Origin of the sequence: Serratia proteamaculans, assembly GCF_946227095.1 — a bacterium.
GTDB classification, from domain to species: domain Bacteria; phylum Pseudomonadota; class Gammaproteobacteria; order Enterobacterales; family Enterobacteriaceae; genus Serratia; species Serratia proteamaculans_E.
Genome location: NZ_CAMISV010000002.1, coordinates 586,742 through 608,506 on the forward strand (window position 1 = coordinate 586,742; position 21,765 = coordinate 608,506).

General features: G+C 54.6%; 22 protein-coding genes and 1 other annotated feature. Of the genes, 8 read left to right on the plus strand and 14 right to left on the minus strand.

The features are described 5' to 3' along the window. Nucleotide 1: 1 nt before the first annotated feature. From pheT to thrS, 7 genes are all read right to left on the minus strand, one after another. Nucleotides 2–2,389, minus strand: a complete 2,388-nt coding sequence (gene pheT / locus OC597_RS06400) for a phenylalanine--tRNA ligase subunit beta (RefSeq protein ID WP_262208054.1) — start codon at nt 2,387–2,389, stop codon at nt 2–4. A gap of 14 nt (nt 2,390–2,403) precedes the next feature. After that, entirely contained in the window at nt 2,404–3,387 is a 984-nt protein-coding gene (gene pheS / locus OC597_RS06405; protein ID WP_085116449.1) for a phenylalanine--tRNA ligase subunit alpha, read from the minus strand. A 122-nt stretch (nt 3,388–3,509) separates the two neighbouring features. Next, nucleotides 3,510–3,632, minus strand: a sequence feature (Phe leader region). Next, entirely contained in the window at nt 3,584–3,628 is a 45-nt protein-coding gene (pheM, locus tag OC597_RS06410) for a pheST operon leader peptide PheM (RefSeq protein WP_106120997.1), read from the minus strand. It overlaps the preceding feature by 45 nt. A gap of 115 nt (nt 3,633–3,747) precedes the next feature. Beyond that, nucleotides 3,748–4,104, minus strand: a complete 357-nt coding sequence (rplT, locus tag OC597_RS06415; RefSeq protein WP_004943595.1) for a 50S ribosomal protein L20 — start codon at nt 4,102–4,104, stop codon at nt 3,748–3,750. A 43-nt stretch (nt 4,105–4,147) separates the two neighbouring features. Beyond that, the gene (gene rpmI, locus OC597_RS06420) at nt 4,148–4,345 is read right to left on the minus strand and encodes a 50S ribosomal protein L35 (RefSeq protein WP_085116448.1); all 198 of its coding nucleotides are present in this window, start codon (nt 4,343–4,345) and stop codon (nt 4,148–4,150) included. 98 nt (nt 4,346–4,443) lie between these two features. Beyond that, on the minus strand, nt 4,444–4,995 hold the full coding sequence (gene infC, locus OC597_RS06425; protein ID WP_013812633.1) for a translation initiation factor IF-3: 552 nt from the start codon (nt 4,993–4,995) through the stop codon (nt 4,444–4,446). Nucleotides 4,996–4,998: 3 nt separating this feature from the next. Further along, on the minus strand, nt 4,999–6,927 hold the full coding sequence (gene thrS / locus OC597_RS06430; protein ID WP_261255384.1) for a threonine--tRNA ligase: 1,929 nt from the start codon (nt 6,925–6,927) through the stop codon (nt 4,999–5,001). A gap of 310 nt (nt 6,928–7,237) precedes the next feature. Here thrS and OC597_RS06435 point away from each other — a divergent pair, with 310 nt between their 5' ends. Both OC597_RS06435 and OC597_RS06440 read left to right on the plus strand, forming a co-directional pair. Next, the gene (locus OC597_RS06435; protein ID WP_262208055.1) at nt 7,238–7,528 is read left to right on the plus strand and encodes a hypothetical protein; all 291 of its coding nucleotides are present in this window, start codon (nt 7,238–7,240) and stop codon (nt 7,526–7,528) included. A 116-nt stretch (nt 7,529–7,644) separates the two neighbouring features. Continuing rightward, nucleotides 7,645–8,334, plus strand: a complete 690-nt coding sequence (locus OC597_RS06440) for a MarC family NAAT transporter (RefSeq protein ID WP_314733041.1) — start codon at nt 7,645–7,647, stop codon at nt 8,332–8,334. Nucleotides 8,335–8,369: 35 nt separating this feature from the next. On the opposite strand, the gene OC597_RS06445 is transcribed toward OC597_RS06440, so the two are convergent. The 6 genes from OC597_RS06445 to OC597_RS06470 form a co-directional block, all read right to left on the minus strand. Further along, nucleotides 8,370–9,503 carry an ABC transporter substrate-binding protein gene (locus OC597_RS06445; protein ID WP_262208056.1) on the minus strand — a complete coding sequence of 378 codons (1,134 nt, stop codon included), beginning with the start codon at nt 9,501–9,503 and terminating at the stop codon, nt 8,370–8,372. A gap of 149 nt (nt 9,504–9,652) precedes the next feature. Further along, the gene (locus OC597_RS06450; RefSeq protein WP_262208057.1) at nt 9,653–10,936 is read right to left on the minus strand and encodes an SLC5/6 family protein; all 1,284 of its coding nucleotides are present in this window, start codon (nt 10,934–10,936) and stop codon (nt 9,653–9,655) included. 261 nt (nt 10,937–11,197) lie between these two features. Next, a complete protein-coding gene (locus tag OC597_RS06455) occupies nt 11,198–12,517 on the minus strand; it encodes a c-type cytochrome (protein WP_261462455.1) in 1,320 nt (439 codons plus the stop codon). A 12-nt stretch (nt 12,518–12,529) separates the two neighbouring features. Further along, nucleotides 12,530–14,311, minus strand: coding sequence for a GMC family oxidoreductase (locus OC597_RS06460; protein ID WP_099065529.1), 1,782 nt, complete (start codon nt 14,309–14,311; stop codon nt 12,530–12,532). A 2-nt stretch (nt 14,312–14,313) separates the two neighbouring features. After that, nucleotides 14,314–15,036, minus strand: coding sequence for a gluconate 2-dehydrogenase subunit 3 family protein (locus OC597_RS06465; RefSeq protein ID WP_261462454.1), 723 nt, complete (start codon nt 15,034–15,036; stop codon nt 14,314–14,316). Nucleotides 15,037–15,343: 307 nt separating this feature from the next. Further along, on the minus strand, nt 15,344–16,009 hold the full coding sequence (locus tag OC597_RS06470; protein WP_261255393.1) for a transglycosylase SLT domain-containing protein: 666 nt from the start codon (nt 16,007–16,009) through the stop codon (nt 15,344–15,346). 109 nt (nt 16,010–16,118) lie between these two features. On the opposite strand from OC597_RS06470, the gene ghoS reads away from it, so the two are divergent. From ghoS to OC597_RS06495, 5 genes are all read left to right on the plus strand, one after another. After that, nucleotides 16,119–16,418: a type V toxin-antitoxin system endoribonuclease antitoxin GhoS gene (ghoS, locus tag OC597_RS06475; RefSeq protein WP_261255394.1), complete on the plus strand. Its 300-nt coding sequence runs from the start codon at nt 16,119–16,121 to the stop codon at nt 16,416–16,418. 132 nt (nt 16,419–16,550) lie between these two features. Beyond that, entirely contained in the window at nt 16,551–17,495 is a 945-nt protein-coding gene (locus tag OC597_RS06480; RefSeq protein WP_262208061.1) for a metal ABC transporter substrate-binding protein, read from the plus strand. Continuing rightward, nucleotides 17,492–18,382 (plus strand): manganese/iron ABC transporter ATP-binding protein, encoded by an 891-nt coding sequence (locus OC597_RS06485; protein WP_262208063.1) that lies wholly within the window; start codon nt 17,492–17,494, stop codon nt 18,380–18,382. Before OC597_RS06480 ends, OC597_RS06485 begins: the two co-directional genes overlap by 4 nt. After that, nucleotides 18,382–19,242 carry an iron/manganese ABC transporter permease subunit YfeC gene (gene yfeC, locus OC597_RS06490; RefSeq protein ID WP_112348367.1) on the plus strand — a complete coding sequence of 287 codons (861 nt, stop codon included), beginning with the start codon at nt 18,382–18,384 and terminating at the stop codon, nt 19,240–19,242. Before OC597_RS06485 ends, yfeC begins: the two co-directional genes overlap by 1 nt. After that, complete coding sequence (locus OC597_RS06495) at nt 19,242–20,102, plus strand: metal ABC transporter permease (protein ID WP_085116435.1); 861 nt, start codon at nt 19,242–19,244, stop codon at nt 20,100–20,102. The genes yfeC and OC597_RS06495 overlap by 1 nt, the downstream gene beginning before the upstream one ends. A gap of 38 nt (nt 20,103–20,140) precedes the next feature. On the opposite strand, the gene OC597_RS06500 is transcribed toward OC597_RS06495, so the two are convergent. Beyond that, the gene (locus OC597_RS06500; protein WP_099065522.1) at nt 20,141–20,590 is read right to left on the minus strand and encodes a GNAT family N-acetyltransferase; all 450 of its coding nucleotides are present in this window, start codon (nt 20,588–20,590) and stop codon (nt 20,141–20,143) included. A gap of 264 nt (nt 20,591–20,854) precedes the next feature. Here OC597_RS06500 and OC597_RS06505 point away from each other — a divergent pair, with 264 nt between their 5' ends. Next, entirely contained in the window at nt 20,855–21,721 is an 867-nt protein-coding gene (locus tag OC597_RS06505) for a fructosamine kinase family protein (protein ID WP_261255398.1), read from the plus strand. The last annotated feature ends 44 nt before the right edge of the window (nt 21,722–21,765 follow it).

Here is a 21,765-nt window from a genome sequence, read left to right on the forward strand (position 1 = left end):
TTCAATCCCTCAAGGATGCTTGGAATCGCTGTTTTAGAGCCTCTACACATTTTGCAACGGTAACGGCTATCTCCTCTTCTTCCAGTGTACGAGCGGTATCCTGCAATACCAGACTGATAGCCAGGCTCTTATAACCCTCTGCCACGCCCTTGCCACGGTACACATCAAACAAGTTTACGCCAACTACCTGATTTGCGCCAACTTTCTTACACTCTGCCAAAATATCTTCTGCGGGGACGTTTTCAGCCACCACGACGGCGATATCACGACGGTTTGCCGGGAAGCGAGAAATCTCCCGCGCCTGAGGCACGGCGCGGCTTGCGACCTTGTCCCACTCCAGTTCAAACACCACTGTGCGGCCGTTAAGATCCAGTTTACGCTCAAGTTCCGGATGAACCACACCGATGAAACCTACACGTTCGCCCTGGAAATAAATGGCTGCGCTTTGCCCTGGGTGCAAGGCCGGATTAGCCTCTGCCTTGAACTGAATATCGGATAATTTACCGGTCAGTTCCAGGACAGACTCCAGATCCCCTTTTAAATCATAGAAGTCGACGGGCTTGCGCGCCAGATCCCAATGTTCTTCATGCGTATGGCCCGCAATCACCCCAGCCAGCATGACATCCTGACGGATACCCAGATTTGCCGCCGTATCAGGGACAAAGCGCAGGCCACTTTCAAACAGGCGCAGACGAGTCTGCTGACGATTCTGGTTATAAACCACGGCGGACAACAAGCCGGTCCACAGCGACAGACGCATCGCAGACATCTCTACCGAGATTGGGCTTGGCAGGATCAGTACTTCTTCGCCCGGGTGCAGCAAGGTCTGTACTTTTGGATCAACGAAACTGTAGGTGATGGCTTCCTGATAACCGTGATCGACCAGCATGGTCTTCACACGCTTCAGCGTCAGATCTGCTTCGCGATGCTTGGTCATGATCAGATCAGCACGGACCGGCACGTCAGGAATGTTGTTGTAGCCGTAAACACGCGCCACTTCTTCCACCAGGTCTTCTTCGATTTCCATATCAAAACGCCAGCTCGGCGCAACCGCCAGCCAGTTATCGCCCTGCTCGGTTACCTGGCAGCCCAGACGACGCAGAATGTCGCTGACCTGCTCGCTTGGCACCACGTGGCCAATCAGGCGATCCAGCTTTTCGCGATGCAAAGTAATAGTGGCACGCTTTGGCAACTCACTTTCGGTGGTCACATCGATAACCGGGCCGGCCTGACCGCCACAGATATCAATCAGCAGGCGAGTCGCACGCTCCATGGCTTTGTACTGCAGCGCAGGATCAACACCGCGCTCGTAACGGTGCGAAGCATCCGTATGCAGACCTTGACGGCGTGCACGGCCAGTAATCGCCAGCGGGCTGAAGAACGCACATTCCAGCAGCACGTCCTGGGTGGATTCATTCACACCGGAGTGTTCACCACCGAAGATACCGCCCATCGCCAAAGCTTTCTGGTGATCGGCAATCACTAAGGTGTCGGCATTCAGTTTGGCTTCGTTGCCATCCAGCAGCGTCAGGGTTTCACCTTCGCTAGCCATACGCACCACGATACCGCCTTCGATGCGGTTCAGGTCGAAGGCATGCATCGGCTGGCCCAGTTCCAACAGCACGTAGTTGGTCACATCCACTACCGCATCAATAGAACGGATACCGCAACGACGCAGCTTCTCACGCATCCACAGCGGGCTGGCCGCCTTGACGTCAATACCTTTCACTACGCGACCAAGGTAACGCGGGCACGCCTGAGGCGCGTCGACGCGGATCGGCAACGTATCGTTAATGGTGGCCGCTACCGGGCTCATGTCCGGCTCGGTCAGGGCAACCTGATTCAATACCCCAACATCGCGCGCCACACCGATAATACCCAGGCAGTCGGCACGGTTCGGCGTTACGCTGATTTCGATCGCGTTGTCATCCAGCTTCAGATATTCACGGATATCGGTGCCAATCGGCGCGTCTTCCGGCAGCTCAATGATACCGTCGTGATCATCAGTAATACCCAGCTCGGAGAACGAGCAAAGCATCCCTTCTGAAGGCTCACCGCGCAGTTTCGCAGCTTTGATTTTGAAATCGCCCGGCAACACGGCGCCGACGGTAGCAACCGCGACCTTAAGGCCAGTGCGACAGTTTGGTGCGCCACAGACGATATCCAGCAGGCGATCGCCGCCCACGTTGATCTTGGTCACACGCAGTTTGTCGGCGTTCGGGTGCTGGCCGCACTCAACCACATGGCCCACAACTACCCCGTTAAAGGCGCCGGCTACCGGCTCCACGCCATCAACTTCCAGGCCGGCCATGGTAATTTGATCGGATAATGCTTCGCTGCTGATGGCCGGGTTTACCCACTCGCGCAACCAGAGTTCACTGAATTTCATGTGATATTCCCGCCTTACTTAAACTGTTTGAGGAAACGCAGATCGTTTTCGAAGAACGCACGCAGGTCGGTGACGCCGTAACGCAGCATCGTCAGACGCTCCATACCCATACCGAAAGCGAAGCCGGAGTAAATTTCCGGATCGATACCCACGTTGCGCAGCACGTTCGGGTGAACCATGCCGCAACCCAGTACTTCCAGCCACTTGCCGTTTTTGCCCATCACATCCACTTCAGCGGAAGGTTCGGTAAACGGGAAGTAAGAAGGACGGAAACGAACCTGCAAATCTTCTTCAAAGAAGTTATTCAGGAAATCATGCAGCGTGCCCTTCAGGTTGGTGAAGCTGATGTCTTTGTCGACAATCAGCCCTTCCATCTGATGGAACATTGGGGTGTGCGTCTGATCGTAGTCGTTACGGTAAACGCGGCCAGGCGCAATAATGCGGATTGGCGGCTGCTGGTTCTTCATGGTGCGGATCTGCACGCCGGAAGTCTGGGTACGCAGTAAACGCGTGGCGTCGAACCAGAAGGTATCGTGATCGGCGCGTGCCGGGTGGTGGCCCGGAATATTCAGCGCATCGAAGTTATGATAGTCGTCTTCAATCTCAGGCCCGGTCTCTACGGAGAAACCCAGTTCGCCGAAGAAGGCTTCGATACGGTCGATGGTGCGGGTCACCGGATGCAGCCCACCGTTCTCCATACGACGGCCCGGCAGGGAAACGTCGATGGTTTCTGCGGCCAGACGCTCATTCAGCGCGGCAGACTCCAGCGTGTTCTTACGCGCGTTCAGCGCATCCTGCACCGCCTGTTTTGCCTGGTTGATCACCGCTCCGGCTGCCGGGCGATCTTCCGCCGGCACTTCACGCAGCGATTGCATCTGCAAGGTAAAATGGCCTTTCTTGCCTAAATATTCGACGCGTACCAAATCTAACGCGGCAACATCCTGGGCATCTTCTACGGCTGCCTTGGCATTGGCAACCAGCTCTGCGAGATGTGGCATTGCTTTCCTCTTCCTCTGGCCGATATGGCTCTAAGTAATTGTTATCTATTATTCGAACACGCCTTTAGCTCATCTCCAAAGCATTTTAAGTTATAGCCCGGCAATGCCTGGAGATGGCCAAAAACAAAAAAGCCTCCACAGGGGAGGCTTAGGCGCTACTTTTCGTTTCTTTTCTTACGCGCAAAGCCTCCTGAGATCAGGCGCTAAAGTAAAAAAAGAAACGAAAAATAGCAGCGTTCATGATTGCGTTACCTTGTCGATGATTGTCCACCAGTGATACGTCGGCGATCAATAAAAGTCAATATTTGTAGCTGAAAACAAAGATTAAAGAGGGAGCAAGCTCCCTCTTTAATAACTGACTTACGCCAGTGCTGCTTTCGCTTTCTCGACCAGTGCGCCAAAGGCCACTTTGTCGAAGACTGCGATGTCAGCCAGGATCTTACGGTCAATTTCAATAGAAGCTTTTTTCAAGCCGTTAATGAATTTGCTGTAAGACAGGCCGTTCACACGAGCAGCTGCGTTGATACGTGCAATCCACAGCTGACGGAACTGACGCTTACGTTGACGACGGTCACGGTAAGCATACTGGCCTGCTTTGATTACTGCCTGGAAGGCAACACGATAAACGCGCGAACGGGCACCGTAGTAACCTTTCGCTTGTTTTAAAATTTTCTTGTGACGTGCGCGTGCAATTACACCACGTTTTACGCGAGCCATATGCTCTCTCCTAAAGTCTTATTCTAGATTCAAAAAAAATAGCTTATGCGTACGGAAGGCACGCAATAACCAGGCCAAGATCGTTTTGTGACACCATGCCTTTCGGACGCAGGTGACGTTTACGCTTGGTTGCTTTTTTGGTCAGAATATGACGCAGGTTAGCATGCTTGCGCTTAAAACCACCGCTGCCGGTTTTTTTGAAGCGCTTGGCTGCACCACGTACAGTTTTAATCTTTGGCATTTTAATTAAATCCACTTCGCATTGTTAAACAACGAATCAGTGAGGCGAATAAAGCCCACACAACGCAAGCGCTGCGTGGGTTCTATTACTTGGAAGCCTTACTGCCTCTTCTTCGGTGCGAGCACCATGATCATCTGACGGCCTTCGATCCTCGTAGGGAAGGATTCGACAATGGCCAGATCAGAATCTTCACACAGGTCTTTACGGACGCGGTTAAGCACTTCCATACCGATCTGTTGGTGCGCCATCTCACGCCCACGGAAACGCAGGGTGATTTTGGCTTTATCGCCATCTTCCAGAAAGCGAATCAGGTTGCGTAGTTTGACCTGATAGTCGCCATCATCGGTACCAGGACGGAATTTGATTTCCTTGACCTGAATAACTTTTTGCTTCTTCTTCTGTTCTTTTGTCGACTTGCTCTTCTCGTAGAGGAATTTGCCGTAATCCATGATTCGACAAACTGGCGGTTCGGCATTTGGGCTGATTTCTACTAAATCAACGCCCGCTTCCTCAGCTTTTTCAAGAGCTTCATTCAGACTGACAATACCAATCTGCTCGCCATCGACGCCGGTTAGGCGAACTTCTTGCGCGCGAATTTCTCTGTTAATGCGATTAGGACGCGCCGGTTGAACTCGTTTTCCGCCTTTAATACTTTATTCCTCCAGTTGATGAAGACTACGGCTGCGAATCTCTTTTAGCAGCTTGTCTACGACTTCGTTTACGTCCAGGCTTCCCAGGTCTTTGCCACGGCGGGTACGAACGGCAACTTTGCCTGATTCGACCTCTTTATCACCGCACACCAACATGTAAGGAACCCGTCGTAAAGTATGTTCGCGAATTTTAAAGCCAATCTTCTCATTTCTCAAGTCCGCTTTCACGCGAATACCTGCGTCCTGCAATTTTTTGGTCAATTGTTGGACATAATCAGACTGGCTGTCGGTGATATTCATCACCACCACCTGTACCGGAGCAATCCAGGTTGGGTAGAACCCTGCGTATTCTTCGGTAAGGATACCAATGAAACGCTCCATGGAGCCCAAAATAGCACGGTGAATCATTACTGGGACCACGCGATCGTTGTTTTCGCCAACATACGATGCGCCTAAACGGCCCGGTAAGAAGAAATCGAGCTGCACGGTACCACATTGCCATGCACGATCCAAACAATCATGCAGAGTAAATTCAATTTTTGGTCCGTAGAAGGCTCCCTCACCCGGCTGATATTCAAACGGAATCCCGTTTTCAGTCAGCGCCGCAGCCAGATCCTCTTCAGCTCGGGTCCACATATCGTCAGTACCGATGCGCTTCTCAGGACGGGTGGACAGTTTCACCGCAATCTTGTCGAAGCCAAAGGTGCCGTACACATCATAGACCATTCTGATGCATTCGTTCACTTCAGCACGCACCTGCTCTTCAGTACAGAAGATATGAGCGTCATCCTGGGTGAAACCGCGCACGCGCATCAGGCCATGCAGAGAACCCGAAGGTTCATTACGGTGGCAACTGCCGAACTCGCCCATACGCAGCGGCAAATCGCGGTAAGATTTCAGGCCCTGGTTGAAGATCTGCACGTGACCCGGGCAGTTCATCGGCTTGATGCAATACTCGCGGTTTTCCGACGAGGTGGTGAACATGGCGTCTTTATAGTTTTCCCAGTGGCCGGTTTTTTCCCACAGCACACGGTCCATCATAAATGGCCCTTTCACTTCCTGATACTGATACTCTTTGAGCTTCATGCGCACAAAGGCTTCCAGCTCGCGGAAAATAGTCCAGCCATCGTTGTGCCAGAACACCATGCCCGGTGCTTCTTCCTGCATATGGTACAGGTCGAGCTGCTTGCCGATCTTGCGGTGGTCACGCTTACCGGCTTCTTCCAGACGCTGCAGGTAGGCATTCAGCTGCTTCTTGTCTGCCCAGGCAGTACCGTAGATGCGTTGCAGCATTTTGTTTTTGCTGTCGCCACGCCAGTAAGCGCCCGAAGTTTTCTGCAGTTTGAAGTGATGGCAGAAACGCATGTTCGGCACGTGCGGACCGCGGCACATGTCAACATACTCTTCGTGGTGATACAGGCCAGGACGGTCGTCATGGCTGATGTTTTCATCCAGAATCGCCACTTTGTAGTTTTCACCACGCGCAGCAAAGGTGTCGCGAGCTTCTTGCCAGCTCACCTTTTTCTTGATGACGTCGTAATCTTTGTCGGCCAACTCATGCATCCGCTTTTCCAGCAGATCCAGGTCTTCCTGTGTCAGGGTACGGTCAATATCAACGTCATAGTAGAAACCGTTGTCGATCACTGGGCCGATCGCCATTTTGGTGTCTGGCCACAGTTGTTTGATCGCATGGCCCAACAGGTGCGCACAGGAGTGGCGCATGATTTCCAGGCCTTCGGCGTCCTTGATGGTGATGATCGCCAGTTGTGCATCTGATTCAATCAGATCGCCGGCATCGACCAATTCACCGTTTACACGGCCGGCAATACAGGCTTTCGCCAGGCCAGGGCCGATATCAAGGGCAACATCCAGGGGGGAAACAGGGTTTGCGAAATGACGCTGACTTCCGTCAGGAAGAGTAATAACAGGCATTAATAATTCCTTATCTACAGTGGTGACCCACACGACAGATCACATGAAGAAATACGATATCGTTTAACTACATTGTGTTACGAACGCTATTCAGCTTTACCCTGCCAAATACATGCCCTCATGAGCACACAGTCAAGATGTGCCATGGTGCGACGCCATAACGGAACCGGCAGTGTAACACTATGATTAGCGCGCCATCTACCCGGAGTTTGTTAAACGCCCAGGCGGCGCTTAGCACTCACCCTGTTTGGGCGTCCGCAGCCAAAAATTTATTCGCAGCGGACGAGTAATCACAGGGAAAAAATCAGCTATGGCGAACATCCCCCACTCCCGCTATTCTGATGCCACTAACGGCAGAGTTGAGACAGTACCCCGTATCATGAATCGGTTATTGAAGTTACTGGTGGGTGCCTGCGTGGTGCTGACGGTTATTTTTGCCTTGCTCCACCTGGGAGCGGATCGTCATCCCCGAGCTATCGCGGTGAATGAGCCGCCTATGGAATGTGAGGATACGCCGGAGATAACCAACGATTGCGTGAGCGACGATGATGCCGACGTTGACGCCGTTCCTGACCTTACGCCCCCAGGCACTCCGGGTTGATGTTGTACAAAGCCATTGTATTTTAACCTTTAGTCTCTTACTGCTGCCGCTGCTTGCAGGGCAAGCCAGGCAATAACCTGCGCCGCGCTTTTGACTGAACACAGGGAGTTTGCGTTATGACAAGTATTTTGCAGTTAATTCAGGCCATAGGTTTGGGTTTGGTATTGCTGCTGCCGCTGGCCAACCCGCTGACCACCGTCGCACTGCTGCTCGGGCTGTCGGGCAATATGACGCGCGAAGAACGCAACCAACAATCGTTGATGGCATCGGTCTACGTGTTCTTCATCATGACGGTCGCATTCTATGCCGGCCAGTTGGTCATGAACACCTTCGGTATCTCGATTCCCGGTCTACGGATCGCCGGTGGGTTGATTGTGGCGTTTATTGGTTTTCGCATGCTTTTCCCGCAGCAAAGTGCGGAAGAGGCTCCAGAGTTTGAAAGCAAAAGCAATGAGTTGCGTAAGAAAACCTCGGCCAATATCGCCTTTGTCCCCCTGGCAATGCCCAGTACCGCCGGCCCGGGGACCATTGCGATGATCATCAGCTCGGCATCGAGCGTCAAAGAAAATACCCTGGGATTTGCACACTGGGTATTGCTGGTCGCACCGGTCGCCATCTTCCTGACGGTCGCCCTGATTTTGTGGGCCTGCCTGCGCAGTTCCGGCGCGATCATGCGGCTGGTAGGTAAAAGCGGCATTGAGGCCATCTCACGCCTGATGGGCTTCCTGCTGGTGTGTATGGGCGTACAGTTTATTATCAACGGCATCCTGGAGATCATCTCCACCTATACACCAGCCGTTGCCTGACCGATAAAGCGGGCGCGATGACCGCGCCCGTTTCACTATTTACCTGCCGGGGCCTGCGCACCCAAAATCCCCTTACCTTCCGGCACTTCAGTAAAGCGACTGAGGATCTCACTGTAGGTCTTCGCCGGGTCCAATTCCTTGAACTGATTCGGGTAGATAAATTTCGCCAAATACTCCAGCCCGACAATATTGTAAGGGTGGTTGTAGAAGTTGTGATAAATGCCGTAGAAACGGCCATCTTTCACCGCTGAGACCTGAGCAAAGCCTGGGCGCTGTTTCATACGATTGAACGCGTCATCCACCTGCTGTTGCGTCACGCCATAGCCAAAGGGCACCGCAGCGTTGGTTTTGCTGGCCCATTGGGAACCGGAAACGATATAGGCGTCCGGCTTCATGCTGATCACTTTTTCAAGCGAGACGTCACCGGTCGCGCCCGGCAGCAGTGCAGAACCGACATTGCGTGCCCCTATCGCCTCGATCATCCCCCCCCAACCCACGTGCGCATGGGTGAAGCAGCAAGACTCAAGCCCATTCAGGCCGGCTTTGGCCTCAATAAACACCAGGGGCTTTGGCTCTACCGTTTTGGTTTTGTCGAGGATGCTCTGATAGTGCTGCTGATAAAAATCGGTGTACTGTTTCGCCTCACTTTCGCGGTTCAGGGCTTCCCCCAGCAAGCTAATGCTTTTCGGGGTGTTTTCCACCGGCTTGAGCATGGTATCGATAAACAGCACCGGAATATTCAACGCTTGTAACTTGTCGAGTACGCCAGTCTGGCTCAGTGAGGGTTTGGAGCGCAGTTGTGCCACCATCAGGTCGGGATGTTTGGCGATCACGCTTTCCAGGTTGATCTCGCCCTTGTCGCTGAACCCCATATCGATAATGTTGTTCGCTTCAGGCCACTTGCTCTGCAAGATTTTCCAGGTTTCGCCATCGCTTTTCTTCAGCAGGTTGTTCCACGCCACCAGCCGGGTAAAGGGATCGGCACGGTCCAGCAAGGCCAGCGTCAGAATATCCCGCCCGTCCTGCACCACGATGCGTTTCGGCTCTTGTTTAATCGTCACCGTCTGTCCGGCGGTATCGGTCAGTGTCAGTGGATAAGTGGTTGCCATCGCCTGGGCAGACAAACCACAGGCGCAGGCCAAAGCCAGCAGGGTTATTCGACGGTGCACGTAAAACTCCTTAGCGTTGGAAATTAATCCAGAAATAATAATGAGAATTGCTCCCATTATCAAAGAGAACGCTGGGCGAGTTTTCGCTTAATTGAAAAGGGATGTGAACAGCAGCAAGCTGGCGCGCCAGTTTCGGCGCACCATCCAGGTTAAATCAGACCGTAAATCAGCGCCGACAGCGCAATCAGGCCCATCACCAGCACAAAGACGTTGCTCAGCGCACGGTAGCGACGCATGGCAGGCACGGTACGTACCGCATACATCGGCAAAATAAACAGGATCGCCGCGATCAGCGGGCCGCTGATGGTTTCAATAATATGCAGTGCACTCGGGTTCCAGACCGTGGCCGCCCAGGTCAGCAGGAACAACAGCACGGCGGAAATGCGGTGCGTAATGCGTGTGCTTAACGGCTTGCCAACCGCGCGCGTCAGGCCGTCAATCAGGCTGGTCGCCCCTTCGGTCACCCCCAGTGAGGTGCCCAGGTAAGACTTGGCCATCGCCAGCATCGCCATCATCGGCCCCAAATAGGCGATCAGCGGATTGGAGAATTTGTTTGCCAGCGTGGTCAGCACGGTAATATTTTGATCTTTCGCCTGCTGCATCTCCTCGTGGGACAGGCTCAGCACGCAGCTGAAGACAAAGAACAACACGGTGACACAGATCAGCACATAGCTATAGCGCATGATACGCGCGCAGCGGCGTTCAGCCAGTTCGCCATACAGGCTCTTTTGGGTCGAGGCGAAGGACGAAATGATCGGCGCATGGCTAAACGAAAATACCATCACCGGCACGGCCAGCCACAACGAATGCCATAGGTCCGGGCTACTGAACTGGGTGTTGGCCAGGCCACTGACGAAGTTGGCGGTTTGCCAGGTCGGCATCAGGTACAGCGAGATGCCCATCAAAAATACCAGTAGCGGGAACACCAGCATGCCCATCGCCGAAACTATGCCGTCTTTACCGCGCAACAGCACCAGATTCAGCACTACCACCACCGCCAGGCTCAGCCAGATACGCGGCAGCGGCGTCAGGTGAAACTGATGGGTCAGGAAGCTGTCCAGCGCGTTGGTGATCGAAATGCTGTACACCAGCACGATCGGGAAGAACGCCATCAGGTACAGCACCATGATGATTTTGCCGGCCAGCACGCCGAAGTGCTCAACCACCACATCATGGATATTGCCGTCGCGGCTGGAGCCGGAAAGCACAAAGCGGCTCAGTGCGCGGTGCGGTAAATAAGTCAGTGGGAAGGCAAACAGCGCCATCAACAACAGCACCAGTGGGCCGTTTAAGCCGGCGTTGATCGGCAGAAACAACGTACCTGCCCCCACCGCAGTGGCGTAGAGACCGAACATCCAGACGGTGTCAGTCTTGTTCCATTTGCCCGGCTGGGCGGAAGCCAGCGTGCCTGAATCGGGAGAAATCGTACTCATAGGAAAGCTTACCTTAATCTGCAGCGACAACGATTGCGCCTAACGGGATATCCTTCTCCGCGAATTTTTAATAATAATCAGTGGATTAACTCAGATTTTCATTCTTATGCCTGGTAAAAGGACGGCAAAGGATAATTAAAAACGCTGCCCGGGTCTATCTTTCACTGGCTGAGTGGCTACTTCGCGAACAATGATTGCGGTGAAAATCGGCGTTGGCAGCACAAAAATCTGGGGCCTCTGACGAGGCCCCGGGAGGATGACTTACTTGTTCGCGTCCGGATGTTCCGGCACCGCGGCGCTACCCATGTCCTTCTGGTCTTTGCGCACGCTGGCCACGTCCGAGGCACTGACCGGTTTGGCGCTGTTACCCCAGCTTGAGCGAATGAAGTTAACCACTTCCGCCACCTGCTGGTCGTTCAGACGCCAGCCGAACGGTGGCATGGTGATGTTGGATACCGCCCCTTTCACCGCCGGCGTAGTGTTACCGGTCAATACGATGTGGATCAACGAGGTCGCATCTTCGGTCTGCACCACCGGGTTGCCCTTCAGCGCCGGGAAGGCGCGCTTGTAGCCCACGCCATCGGTACGGTGGCAGGCCGCGCAGTTATCGACGTACAGAGCCGCTCCGGGCTTGCTGTCGTCACCGCGCCACAAATCCTTGGCTACGCTGTCTTCAACCGGTGCTGGTTGTTGCTTGCCGTCTTTCGGCGGCAGCGTTTTCAGGTAACGCGAGATCGCCGTCAGATCCTCATCGCTGAGATACTGCAGGCTATGCTCAACCACGTCGCTCATGCCACCAAACACGATCGACTTGTCGTTACGGCCGGTTTTCAGGAACTCGGTCAGTTCGGCCTCACTCCAGGTACCCAACCCGTCCTTGTTGTCACCGCGCAGGCTGGAGGCAACCCAACCGTCGATCGGCGCATTGCTGCCGGCCAGATAATTGTCACCGTCGTTATTGCTCAGCGCTTTTTCCTGCATGGTGAGGCTGCGTGGCGTATGGCAGGCACCGCAGTGGCCCAAACCTTCTACCAGATAGCGACCCCGCTCAATCACCGGATCGGCCTTGGTGTCAGCCACAAAATCCGCCGGTGATGGCGCAAACATGCCGCGCCAGAGACTCAGAGGCCAGCGCATCGACAGCGGCCAGGGAATGTCGGAATCCTTGTTGGCCTGCTCCACCGCCGGGACGCCGTGCATGAAATAGGCATACATGGCACGCATGTCGTCCTCTTTTACCAACGCGAACGACGGATAGGGCATCGCCGGGTACAGGGTGCTGCCGTTTTTGGCGACACCCTTGCGCACCGCGTTGTCGAAGTCCTCGAAGCTGTAATCACCGATACCGGTTTTCTTGTCCGGTGAGATATTGGTGGAGTAAATGGTGCCGATCGGCGTTTCCATCGCCAGGCCACCGGCAAACTCTTTACCGCTTTTACCGTTAGTGTGGCAGGCCACGCAGTCACCGGCGCGTGCCAGATATTCGCCGCGTTTGATCAGCTCGCTGCTGACCGTGGCGTCCTGCGCCCAAACGGAAAAACTCAGTGCACTGAGAACCAGTGCGGGAACAAATGCTTTCATCAGTCGCCGTCCTTATGCCTGCACCAAAGGGCCTGGGTTTTTCAGATACTGCTCGCGAATAGCGCGGGCAGACCAGTAAGCCAACGCGGCCACGGTGCCGGTCGGGTTGTAACCCAGCCCCTGCGGGAAGGCCGATGCCCCGATCGAGAACACGTTATGCACGTCCCAGCTTTGCAGATAGCGGTTCACCGCACTGGTCTTCGGGTCTTCCCCCATCACCGCACCGCCATTCATATGGGTGGTTTGGTAGCTGGTGGTATCGAAATGGCTGTCGGCGTTTTTCGGGCTACCGGCGATCAGTTTCGGGTTCATGGCCTTGGCGATCGGTGCCATTTTGTCGTACATAAATTGCGACATCTTGACGTCGTTTTCCTGCCAGTCGAACGTCATGCGTAGCAACGGCTGGCCGAACACGTTCTTGTAGTTGGGATCGAGGTCCAGATAGTTGCTGCGATACGACTGATGCGCGCCGTGGGCGTCCATCGACAGATGGTGAGTGTAGGCATCCGCTACCGCCGCTTTCCACTTGCTGCCCCAGGCCGGAGTGCCCGGAGGGGTTGGCAAACCGGAAATCGGTTTGGTGCCCGCCTGGTTGACCCAGAACGGCGAACCGCCGACAAAGCCCGCTTTGGCATGGTCAAAGTTGTCGGCGTTGAAATCGTCGACCCCGACCCCGTTACCACCAGCACCGATGAACGGGTTGGTGAAGACGTCCTTGTCGAAGAACGCCTTGATGGTGGTCAGGTTTTGGTAAGCGAAGTTACGGCCTACTACACCTTCGCCGGTCACCGGATCGTAAGGTTTGCCGATGCCGGACAGCAGCATCAGATGCACGTTGTGGAACTGGAACGCGCCCAGGATCACCAGTTCCGCCGGCTGTTCGATTTCACGGCCCTGCGCGTCAATGTAGTTCACCCCGGTCGCACGAGACTTGTCGGCGGTCAGGTTCACTTTCAACACGTTGGCGTTGGTGCGCAGTTCGAAGCGTTTCTCCATGCGCAATGCCGGCAGAATATTGACGTTCGGCGAGGCCTTGGAATACATGTAGCAGGCGTAGCCACTGCAGAAACCGCAGAAGTTGCACGGCCCCATCTGCGCGCCATACGGGTTGGTGTAGGAATCCGAGGTGTTGGCGGAAGGCAGGTTATACGGGTGATAGCCCACGTCCCGCGCCGCTTTCTCGAACATTTGCGCAGAGAAAGTATTCTTCTGCGCCGGCAGCGGGAAGTTGTCGGAACGGTCAGCCGCGAAGGGGTTGCCGCCCTTCGGTGCCATCTTCTGTCCCTTGACGGTCCAGGCGGTGCCGGAAGTTCCGAACACTTTCTCAGCCTTGTCGAAGAACGGTTCCAGTTCGTCGTAGGTGACACCGAAGTCCTGGATGGTCATGTCCTTCGGGATAAAGCTTTTGCCATAACGCTCTTCGTAATGGCTACGCATGCGCAGCTCGATAGGGTCGATGCGGAAATGCACACCAGACCAGTGCAGGCCTGCGCCGCCCACGCCGGTACCCGGCAGGAACGCCGCCAACTGACGGTAAGGCACCGCAGCCTGGCTGGTATTGTGACGAATGGTCACGGTGCTTTTCGACAGATCCTGGAACAGCTTGCGACGGATGTTATAGGTCAGTTCGTCGATCACCTGCGGATAGGAACCATCCGGATAGGTATCGCGCATCGGGCCGCGCTCCAGCGCCACCACGTTCAGCCCCGCTTCGGTGAGTTCTTTGGCCATAATCGCGCCCACCCAACCGAAGCCGACGATCACCGCGTCTACTTTTTTCATTACTGTTGCCATTGTTACCCCCTCTCCCCACGAATTGAAACCGGAGGTAAGGGATAACGTTCCCCTCGCTCAACCCAGTCCATAAAGTCGGCGCGTGCGCCCGGAAAATTAATCAGCTTCCAACCGACCATGTCTTTATTACCGCCATGGATCGGATCACTGAAGAAACCTTCGCGGGTGTTTTGCAGCAGGTAGGAGAAGAACAGTTTGGCAGGCAACTGAGCGAATTCCGCTTCACCGGACTCAAATTTCTGCAGCAGCGCATCCTGCTGTGCAGCGTCCAGTTCAGCAAAGGGTTTACCGGCGGTTTTCTTGCAGTAGGCATCGGCGTCCGCGATGCCCAGGTTGTAGATCTGTTTCGGTACCAGCGGCAGTTGGTAACCCATTTCTTTCGGTACATCCGGGTTAAACGGCCCCTGCATATACCAGATTGAACCGGTGGCGTACGGGGTATTCATCTGACGATCGATAAACTCCGGTACACCGGCTTCCAGCGCGCCAGGGCCGCGATCGTCGGCCGGGATCAAGCGTGCCGTCGCCGCCTTGACGAAGGCCCACTCTTCCGGGGTGAAGAAGGTAGGCTGGTAGTCGTTTTTTGGGGTGTCAGTTGCCGCAACCGCCGGTATGGAGGCCGTCAGCGCGCTAACGCCGCTGCCGCCAATCACCGCTGCGGGGATTAAAGTCATCGATTTCAACAGGAAATCGCGCCGTGAATTGTTAGTTTTATCGTCCGACATATCACATTCCATCCAAAGATAATCACAACTATTTAACCTCAACCTTGCGGTCGATGCGGGTTTTAAACATAAATTGTTACTTATTTGTATATTTATTGAAGCCCACAATGTGAGCAAACGCCACAATGTTACCGGTAACTTATTGAATGAACGTAAAGATTTGATGGTTAATGTAAAATTAACTATTCGTGCGGTTTTCAGGTAACAGGATGGGAAATAACGAGAAATGGGAGATGTGTCGCGATTTTACCGTCTAGCCATAAAAAAACCGGCCATTTTAGCGGCCGGTTTGACTAACAAATCTGAACTAGGGTGACATCGCCTGGTAGGCCGTGGTCACCTTCCATAAATAGCGTGGTGCCTGTGGAGCCGGATGCTTTTTCTGAATGTGTTGATAGAACTCATCCGGACTCATCTGGTTGATGCGGTTCACCGCCACGCGCTTGTCTGATGAGAAGGTGCGCAGCATGGCGCCTGCCCCATTCACATAAGAAACGATGGTAGCGTAACGTAATGTTTGTGGATCGTTGATCCCGGCTAGCTGCTGGCTTTGAAGAATATTGATATAGGCCGTTCCCAGATCAATATTAACCGCCGGATCCTTCAACTCACGCGAGCTTGGCTGCCCGCTTCTTCCTTTCAGACGATAGGCGTCACGCCCGGCGGTTGAAGGTTTTAACTGCATTAACCCAACTGCGTTCGAAGTGCTTACGGCGTTCGGGTTAAACCCGGACTCCACCTGAATAATCGCTTTAATCAGCGTTTCGTCTACGCCATAGCTGTTAGCGGCCTGACGAATGTAATCGTTATAGGCTATCGGTGTCCCCGTACGGTTAACCGGCGCCTGCGGGGGAGTCTTTAACCAACCGCCACGCGATGTGCCACTGCCTGAAATATTGTTTGCTGTTTGTGGGTCTTTGGCACAACCCGACAAAAGCAAAATTGCCGTCAGGCAACCTATTTTTGTTTTCACAGAATCCCTCACTCCTTTCAATGAGTTGCGTAGCATATACAACTTGTAAGGACGCCTGTACGCTTTTTTTGGTCTAATCTCAAGCTACTCGTATACCAAGAGGTGATTTATGAGTCAATCTGCAACGACGTGTTTTGTGGTGACTTTTCGCTATCAGGAAGAAGGATTAGCTGATTTGGCCAAGCTGACAGGACAATTAACCCTTCAGGGATTTGTCACGTCGGTGACCGGCGAAAATGGCGTTCCGCATGAGCTGGGCAGCAACAGCTTTGCGTTGATAACCCCATTGGATCAACAGGATGTGCAGCTACTGGCACAGAAGCTGGCGGAGGTGGCTCTGGGGAAAACGCCCGAGGTCGAGATTGTCACCTACGACGACTACCTTAAGCGGTTACATACTGATACATAAAATGCTATAACTCACCGGGCGGTATTATTTTTCCCACTGAGTAAATAACCGGCAGTTCGCCGGCAGGTGACGCTTGACTTTGCTCTAATTGATATTGATAATCATTTTCATTTGAGCCCAGGAGATGTCACCATGTTTATGAAACAACGCGCTTTTCCCTGCCTATCCACTAGTCAGTCCAAGGGCATTTTCCGCCCTGTCGCCCTGCTGTGTCTGTTATTGACCGCCGGCCTCGCCAGCCATGGCGCATTGGCGGAAAAAAAGCTGCGCGTGGTAACCACCTTCACCATCATTCAGGATATCGCCCAAAACGTGGCCGGTGACGCCGCCGTGGTGGAGTCAATCACCAAACCGGGCGCGGAAATCCACGATTACCAGCCAACGCCGCGCGATATCGTCAAGGCGCAGCACGCCGACCTGATCCTGTGGAACGGCATGAATCTGGAACGCTGGTTCCAACGCTTTTTTGAGAACATTAAACAGGTACCTGCAGCCGTCGTCACCGAGGGCATCACCCCACTGCCGATCCGCGAAGGGCCGTACAACGGCAACCCGAACCCACATGCCTGGATGTCAGCCAGCAACGCGCTGGTGTATATCGAAAACATCCGTAAAGCGCTGGTGCAGCACGATCCGGCCAACGCAGAAATCTATAACCGCAATGCCAAAGCCTATGCTGCCAAAATTGCCGCGTTGGACGCGCCGCTGCGCGAACGCCTGGCACGCATTCCTGAAGCCCAGCGTTGGCTGGTGACCAGTGAGGGCGCCTTCAGCTACCTGGCAAAAGACTATCAGTTGAAAGAAGTGTACCTGTGGCCGATCAACGCCGATGAACAAGGGTCACCGCAGCAGGTCCGTCGGGTGATCGACGCCGTGCGTGCCCACCATATTCCGGTGGTCTTCAGCGAAAGCACCATTTCCGACAAGCCGGCCAAACAGGTGGCGAAAGAGACCGGTGCAAAATACGGCGGTGTGCTGTATGTCGATTCGCTGTCCACTCAGAACGGCCCGGTACCGACTTATATCGACCTGCTCAATGTCACCGTGCAAACCATTGCCAAAGGATTTGATCAATGACCACCGAGGTTTTTGTCCGCCCTGAATTGAGCGTGGACGACGTTACCGTGACCTACAATAACGGCCATACCGCGATCCACAACGCCAGCTTTACTCTGAGCGGTGGCGCCATCTGCGCGCTGGTTGGCGTCAACGGCAGCGGCAAGTCAACCCTGTTCAAAAGCATCATGGGGCTGGTCAAGCCCACCACCGGCCGCGTACAGCTCAACGAGCAGCCGGTCGGGCAGGCACTAAAGAAAAACGTCATCGCCTACGTACCGCAAACCGAAGAAGTCGACTGGAATTTCCCGGTGTTGGTGGAAGACGTGGTGATGATGGGCCGCTATGGCAAGATGAACTTCCTGCGCATTCCTTCAAAGGAAGACCGACTGCGGGTCGATAAAGCGCTGGAGCGTGTTGGCCTGAGCGAACTGCGCTCCCGCCAGATTGGTGAGCTTTCCGGAGGCCAGAAAAAACGCGTCTTTCTGGCGCGCGCACTGGCACAGCAAGGCACGGTTCTGCTGCTGGACGAACCCTTTACCGGCGTTGACGTCAAAACCGAGAACGCCATTATCGACCTGCTGCGTGCGCTGCGCGATGAAGGCCACCTGATCCTGGTCTCCACCCATAACCTGGGCAGCGTGCCGGAATTTTGCGATCGGGTGATCCTGATTAACCGCACGGTGCTGGCCACAGGACCGACCGAAACCACCTTTACCCAGAGCAACCTGGAACAGGCATTCGGCGGCGTACTGCGCCATATCAACCTGTCCGGCCCGGACCTGCACGACGACAACGATCCGCGCACCGTGACGGTGTTGACCGATGACGAGCGCCCGGCGGTGTTCTATGGCCATACCAAGAGCGATCCGCCTGCGCAGAGCCAGCCAAAGGAGAAACAACCCTGATGCTGGAACTTCTGCTGCAACCCTTCAGTTACAACTACATGGTCAAAGCCATTTGGGTCAGTGCCATCGTCGGTGCCGCCTGCGCGTTTCTTTCCGCCTACCTGATGCTGAAGGGCTGGTCGCTGATGGGTGACGCACTGTCGCACTCGGTGGTGCCCGGAGTCGCCGGAGCCTATGCGCTGGGTCTGCCCTACGCCGCCGGGGCATTTTTCACCGGTATGCTGGCCGCGCTGGCCATGACGCTGGTACGCCACGTCACCCGCCTGCGTGAAGACGCGATTATCGGCTTTATCTTTTCCACCTTCTTTGCCGTCGGTCTGCTTATCGTTTCGCTCAACCCGACCTCGGTTAACGTGCAGTCGATTATCTTCGGCAATATTCTCGGTATCGCCGACGAAGACGTGTTGCAGGTCGAAATTATCATCGGCGTTTCACTGCTGATCCTGTGCCTGGTGTGGAAAGACCTGCTGGCGGTGTTCTTTGACGAAAACCACGCGGTGTCGATCGGCCTGTCGCCGCTGCGGTTGAAGATCCTGTTCTTCACCCTGCTCAGCGCCTGCACCGTGGCAGCATTACAAACCGTCGGCGCGATTTTGGTGATCGCCATGGTCATCACGCCGGGGGCAACTGCCTATCTGCTGACCGACCGCTTCAGTCGGCTGGTGATAATCGCTATCGTGATCGGCGCACTGACCAGCGGTTTCGGTGCCTACCTGAGCTTCTTCCTCGACGGCGCAACCGGTGGGGTGATCGTGACCCTGCAGACGCTGGTGTTCCTGGCAGCCTTTTTCTTCGCCCCCAAACACGGTCTGCTGGCATCCAAACGCCGTGTGGCACGTGAACAGACCGGAGGCCACTGATGGAAACTCTGTATCAACTGCTCAGCGAACCCTTCGCCTACCCGTTTATGCAGCGGGCGATCCTGGCCGCTATCGTCACTGGCGTAGTGTGTGCGGTGCTGTCGTGTTATCTGGTACTCAAAGGCTGGTCGCTGATGGGAGATGCCATCTCGCATGCGGTGCTGCCCGGCATCGTGCTGGCGTTCGTGCTCGGCATCCCGGTGGTGATCGGCGCGTTTTTCTCCGGTATTTTCTGTGCGGTCGCCACTGGTTACCTTAAGGAAAACAGCCGGGTGAAAGAGGATACGGTGATGGGTATCGTGTTCTCCGGCATGTTCGCCTTCGGGCTGGTGTTATTCTCCCGCGTCGATACCGACCAGCATCTGAGCCACATCCTGTTCGGCAATATGCTGGGCATTACCGACGCCGAGCTGAAGCAAACGCTGCTGATGGCCGGTATTACCCTGCTGGTGGTGTTGCTGAAACGCAAAGATTTAATGCTTTACTGTTTCGATCCCAACCATGCCAGGGTGATTGGCTTGCCGGTGAAACTTTTGCACTACGGGCTGCTGTGCCTGCTGGCGTTGACCATTGTCGCCTCGCTGCAGGCGGTCGGGGTGATCCTGGTGATTGCGATGCTGATCGCACCGGGCATTATTGCCTTTATGCTGTGCCGCAGCTTTGATCGCATGTTGATGGTCGCCACGGTGGTATCGGTATTCTCCTGCGTGCTTGGCACCTTGATCAGCTTCCACATCGACGGAGCCACTGGCCCCTGCATTGTGATCGTCCAGGCGATGCTGTTTGTGGTCGCCCTGCTCTACAGCAAATTTAGGCCGTTACAACGTCACGAAGAGGGCTTGCTCAACGCGAAGCCTTGAAACCGGCGGCGGTGCCCGATTAGCACCGCCGCCTGATTTTACTGCTGCTGGTAGATATCTGGCCGGACAATGTGCCAAACAAAGTCCTCGCGATTCACCGCTTCATAACCCACCTTCTGATACAGCCACGGCGCCGTGCCGGTCACCAACATAATTCGCCGCAACCGTTGCAACACCGGATGCTCCAGCGTGCAATCCATCAGCCAACGCGCCAGTCCCTGCCGCTGGTAATCCGGAGAGACAAACACATCACACAGGTAACCGAAGGTGGTGTAATCCGTGACCAGTCGCGCAAAACCAACCTGTTGTTGCTGGTGGTACAGGCCAAAACACAGGCTGTTGTCGATGGCCAACTGCACCGTCGCCAGCGAAATACCACTCGCCCAGGTCGAGGTGGTCAAAAAAGCGTGGGTAAAGGCGATATTTAATTCACTTTTATCGCTGTTGATCCGGTATTCACCGCGTTGCCACTGCTGGTTTTGCTCCATTAATTTCTCATCTCATTGATAATAAAAGACATCAGAAAAAACCCCTTTCGCCTCAGTCGTGGCTGGCCTGATAAACATCGCTCTCACGTCGGCAAGTTGCAACATGCACAGTGCTTAAATTAATCAATAGCGTATATACTTTGAGCAAACGCGGGTGGCGAGAAAATCGCCAGTTGTTGGTGCCAGCTGTGCGCCAGGTCGTGTTTTCTTCAGGCTAAAGACGCTAACCTAATGAATTCGCAGGCAACACAGAGGGGGTGTACCATGTGGCAAGCCGTTAGCCGTCTGTTAAGTGAACATCTTGGCAGCGCAGAAATCCGCGAAAGAACCGAACTGCCCGGGGGCGATATTCACCCGGCATGGCGTGTGAGTTACGGTGACAACCAGGTGTTTGTCAAATGCGATGCCCGTGAGCTGTTGCCCATTTTTACCGCCGAGGCCGACCAGTTGGAATTGCTCGCACGCAGTAAAACCGTGCGGGTGCCTCAGGTGTACGGCGTCGGCAGCGATCGCGACTACAGCTTCCTGCTGCTGGAATACCAACCCCTGAAACCCTTTGACGCCCATGGCGCCTACTGTCTTGGCCAACAACTGGCCCATCTGCATCAATGGAGTGAACAACCACAGTTCGGTCTCGACTTCGACAACGATCTGTCCACCACGCCGCAACCCAATGCCTGGCAGCGCCGCTGGTCAGAGTTTTTTGCCGAGCAGCGTATTGGCTGGCAGTTGCAGATGGCGGCGGAGAAAGGCATGACCTTCGGGGAGATTGATGAGATTGTTGACGCGGTTTATCTACGCCTGCAACACCATCAGCCGCAACCTTCACTGCTGCATGGCGATTTGTGGCCGGCCAACTGCGCTCTAACCGCCAATGGCCCCTTACTGTTTGACCCGGCCTGTTATTGGGGAGACAGAGAGTGCGATCTGGCGATGCTGCCGCTGTATCCTGAGCTGCCGCCGCAGATTTATGACGGCTACCAGAGCGTCTGGCCCCTGGAGAGTGGGTTTATCGAACGTCAGCCGCTGTATCAGCTGTATTACCTGCTCAACCGCAGCAATCTGTTTGGCGGCCAGCATTTGGTCCGGGCCCAGCGCGCGGTAGAAATTCTGCTGCATCCCGAGTCCTGATAAAATAAAGGCGCTGAACCCAGCGCCTTTATTTTACTTTACCT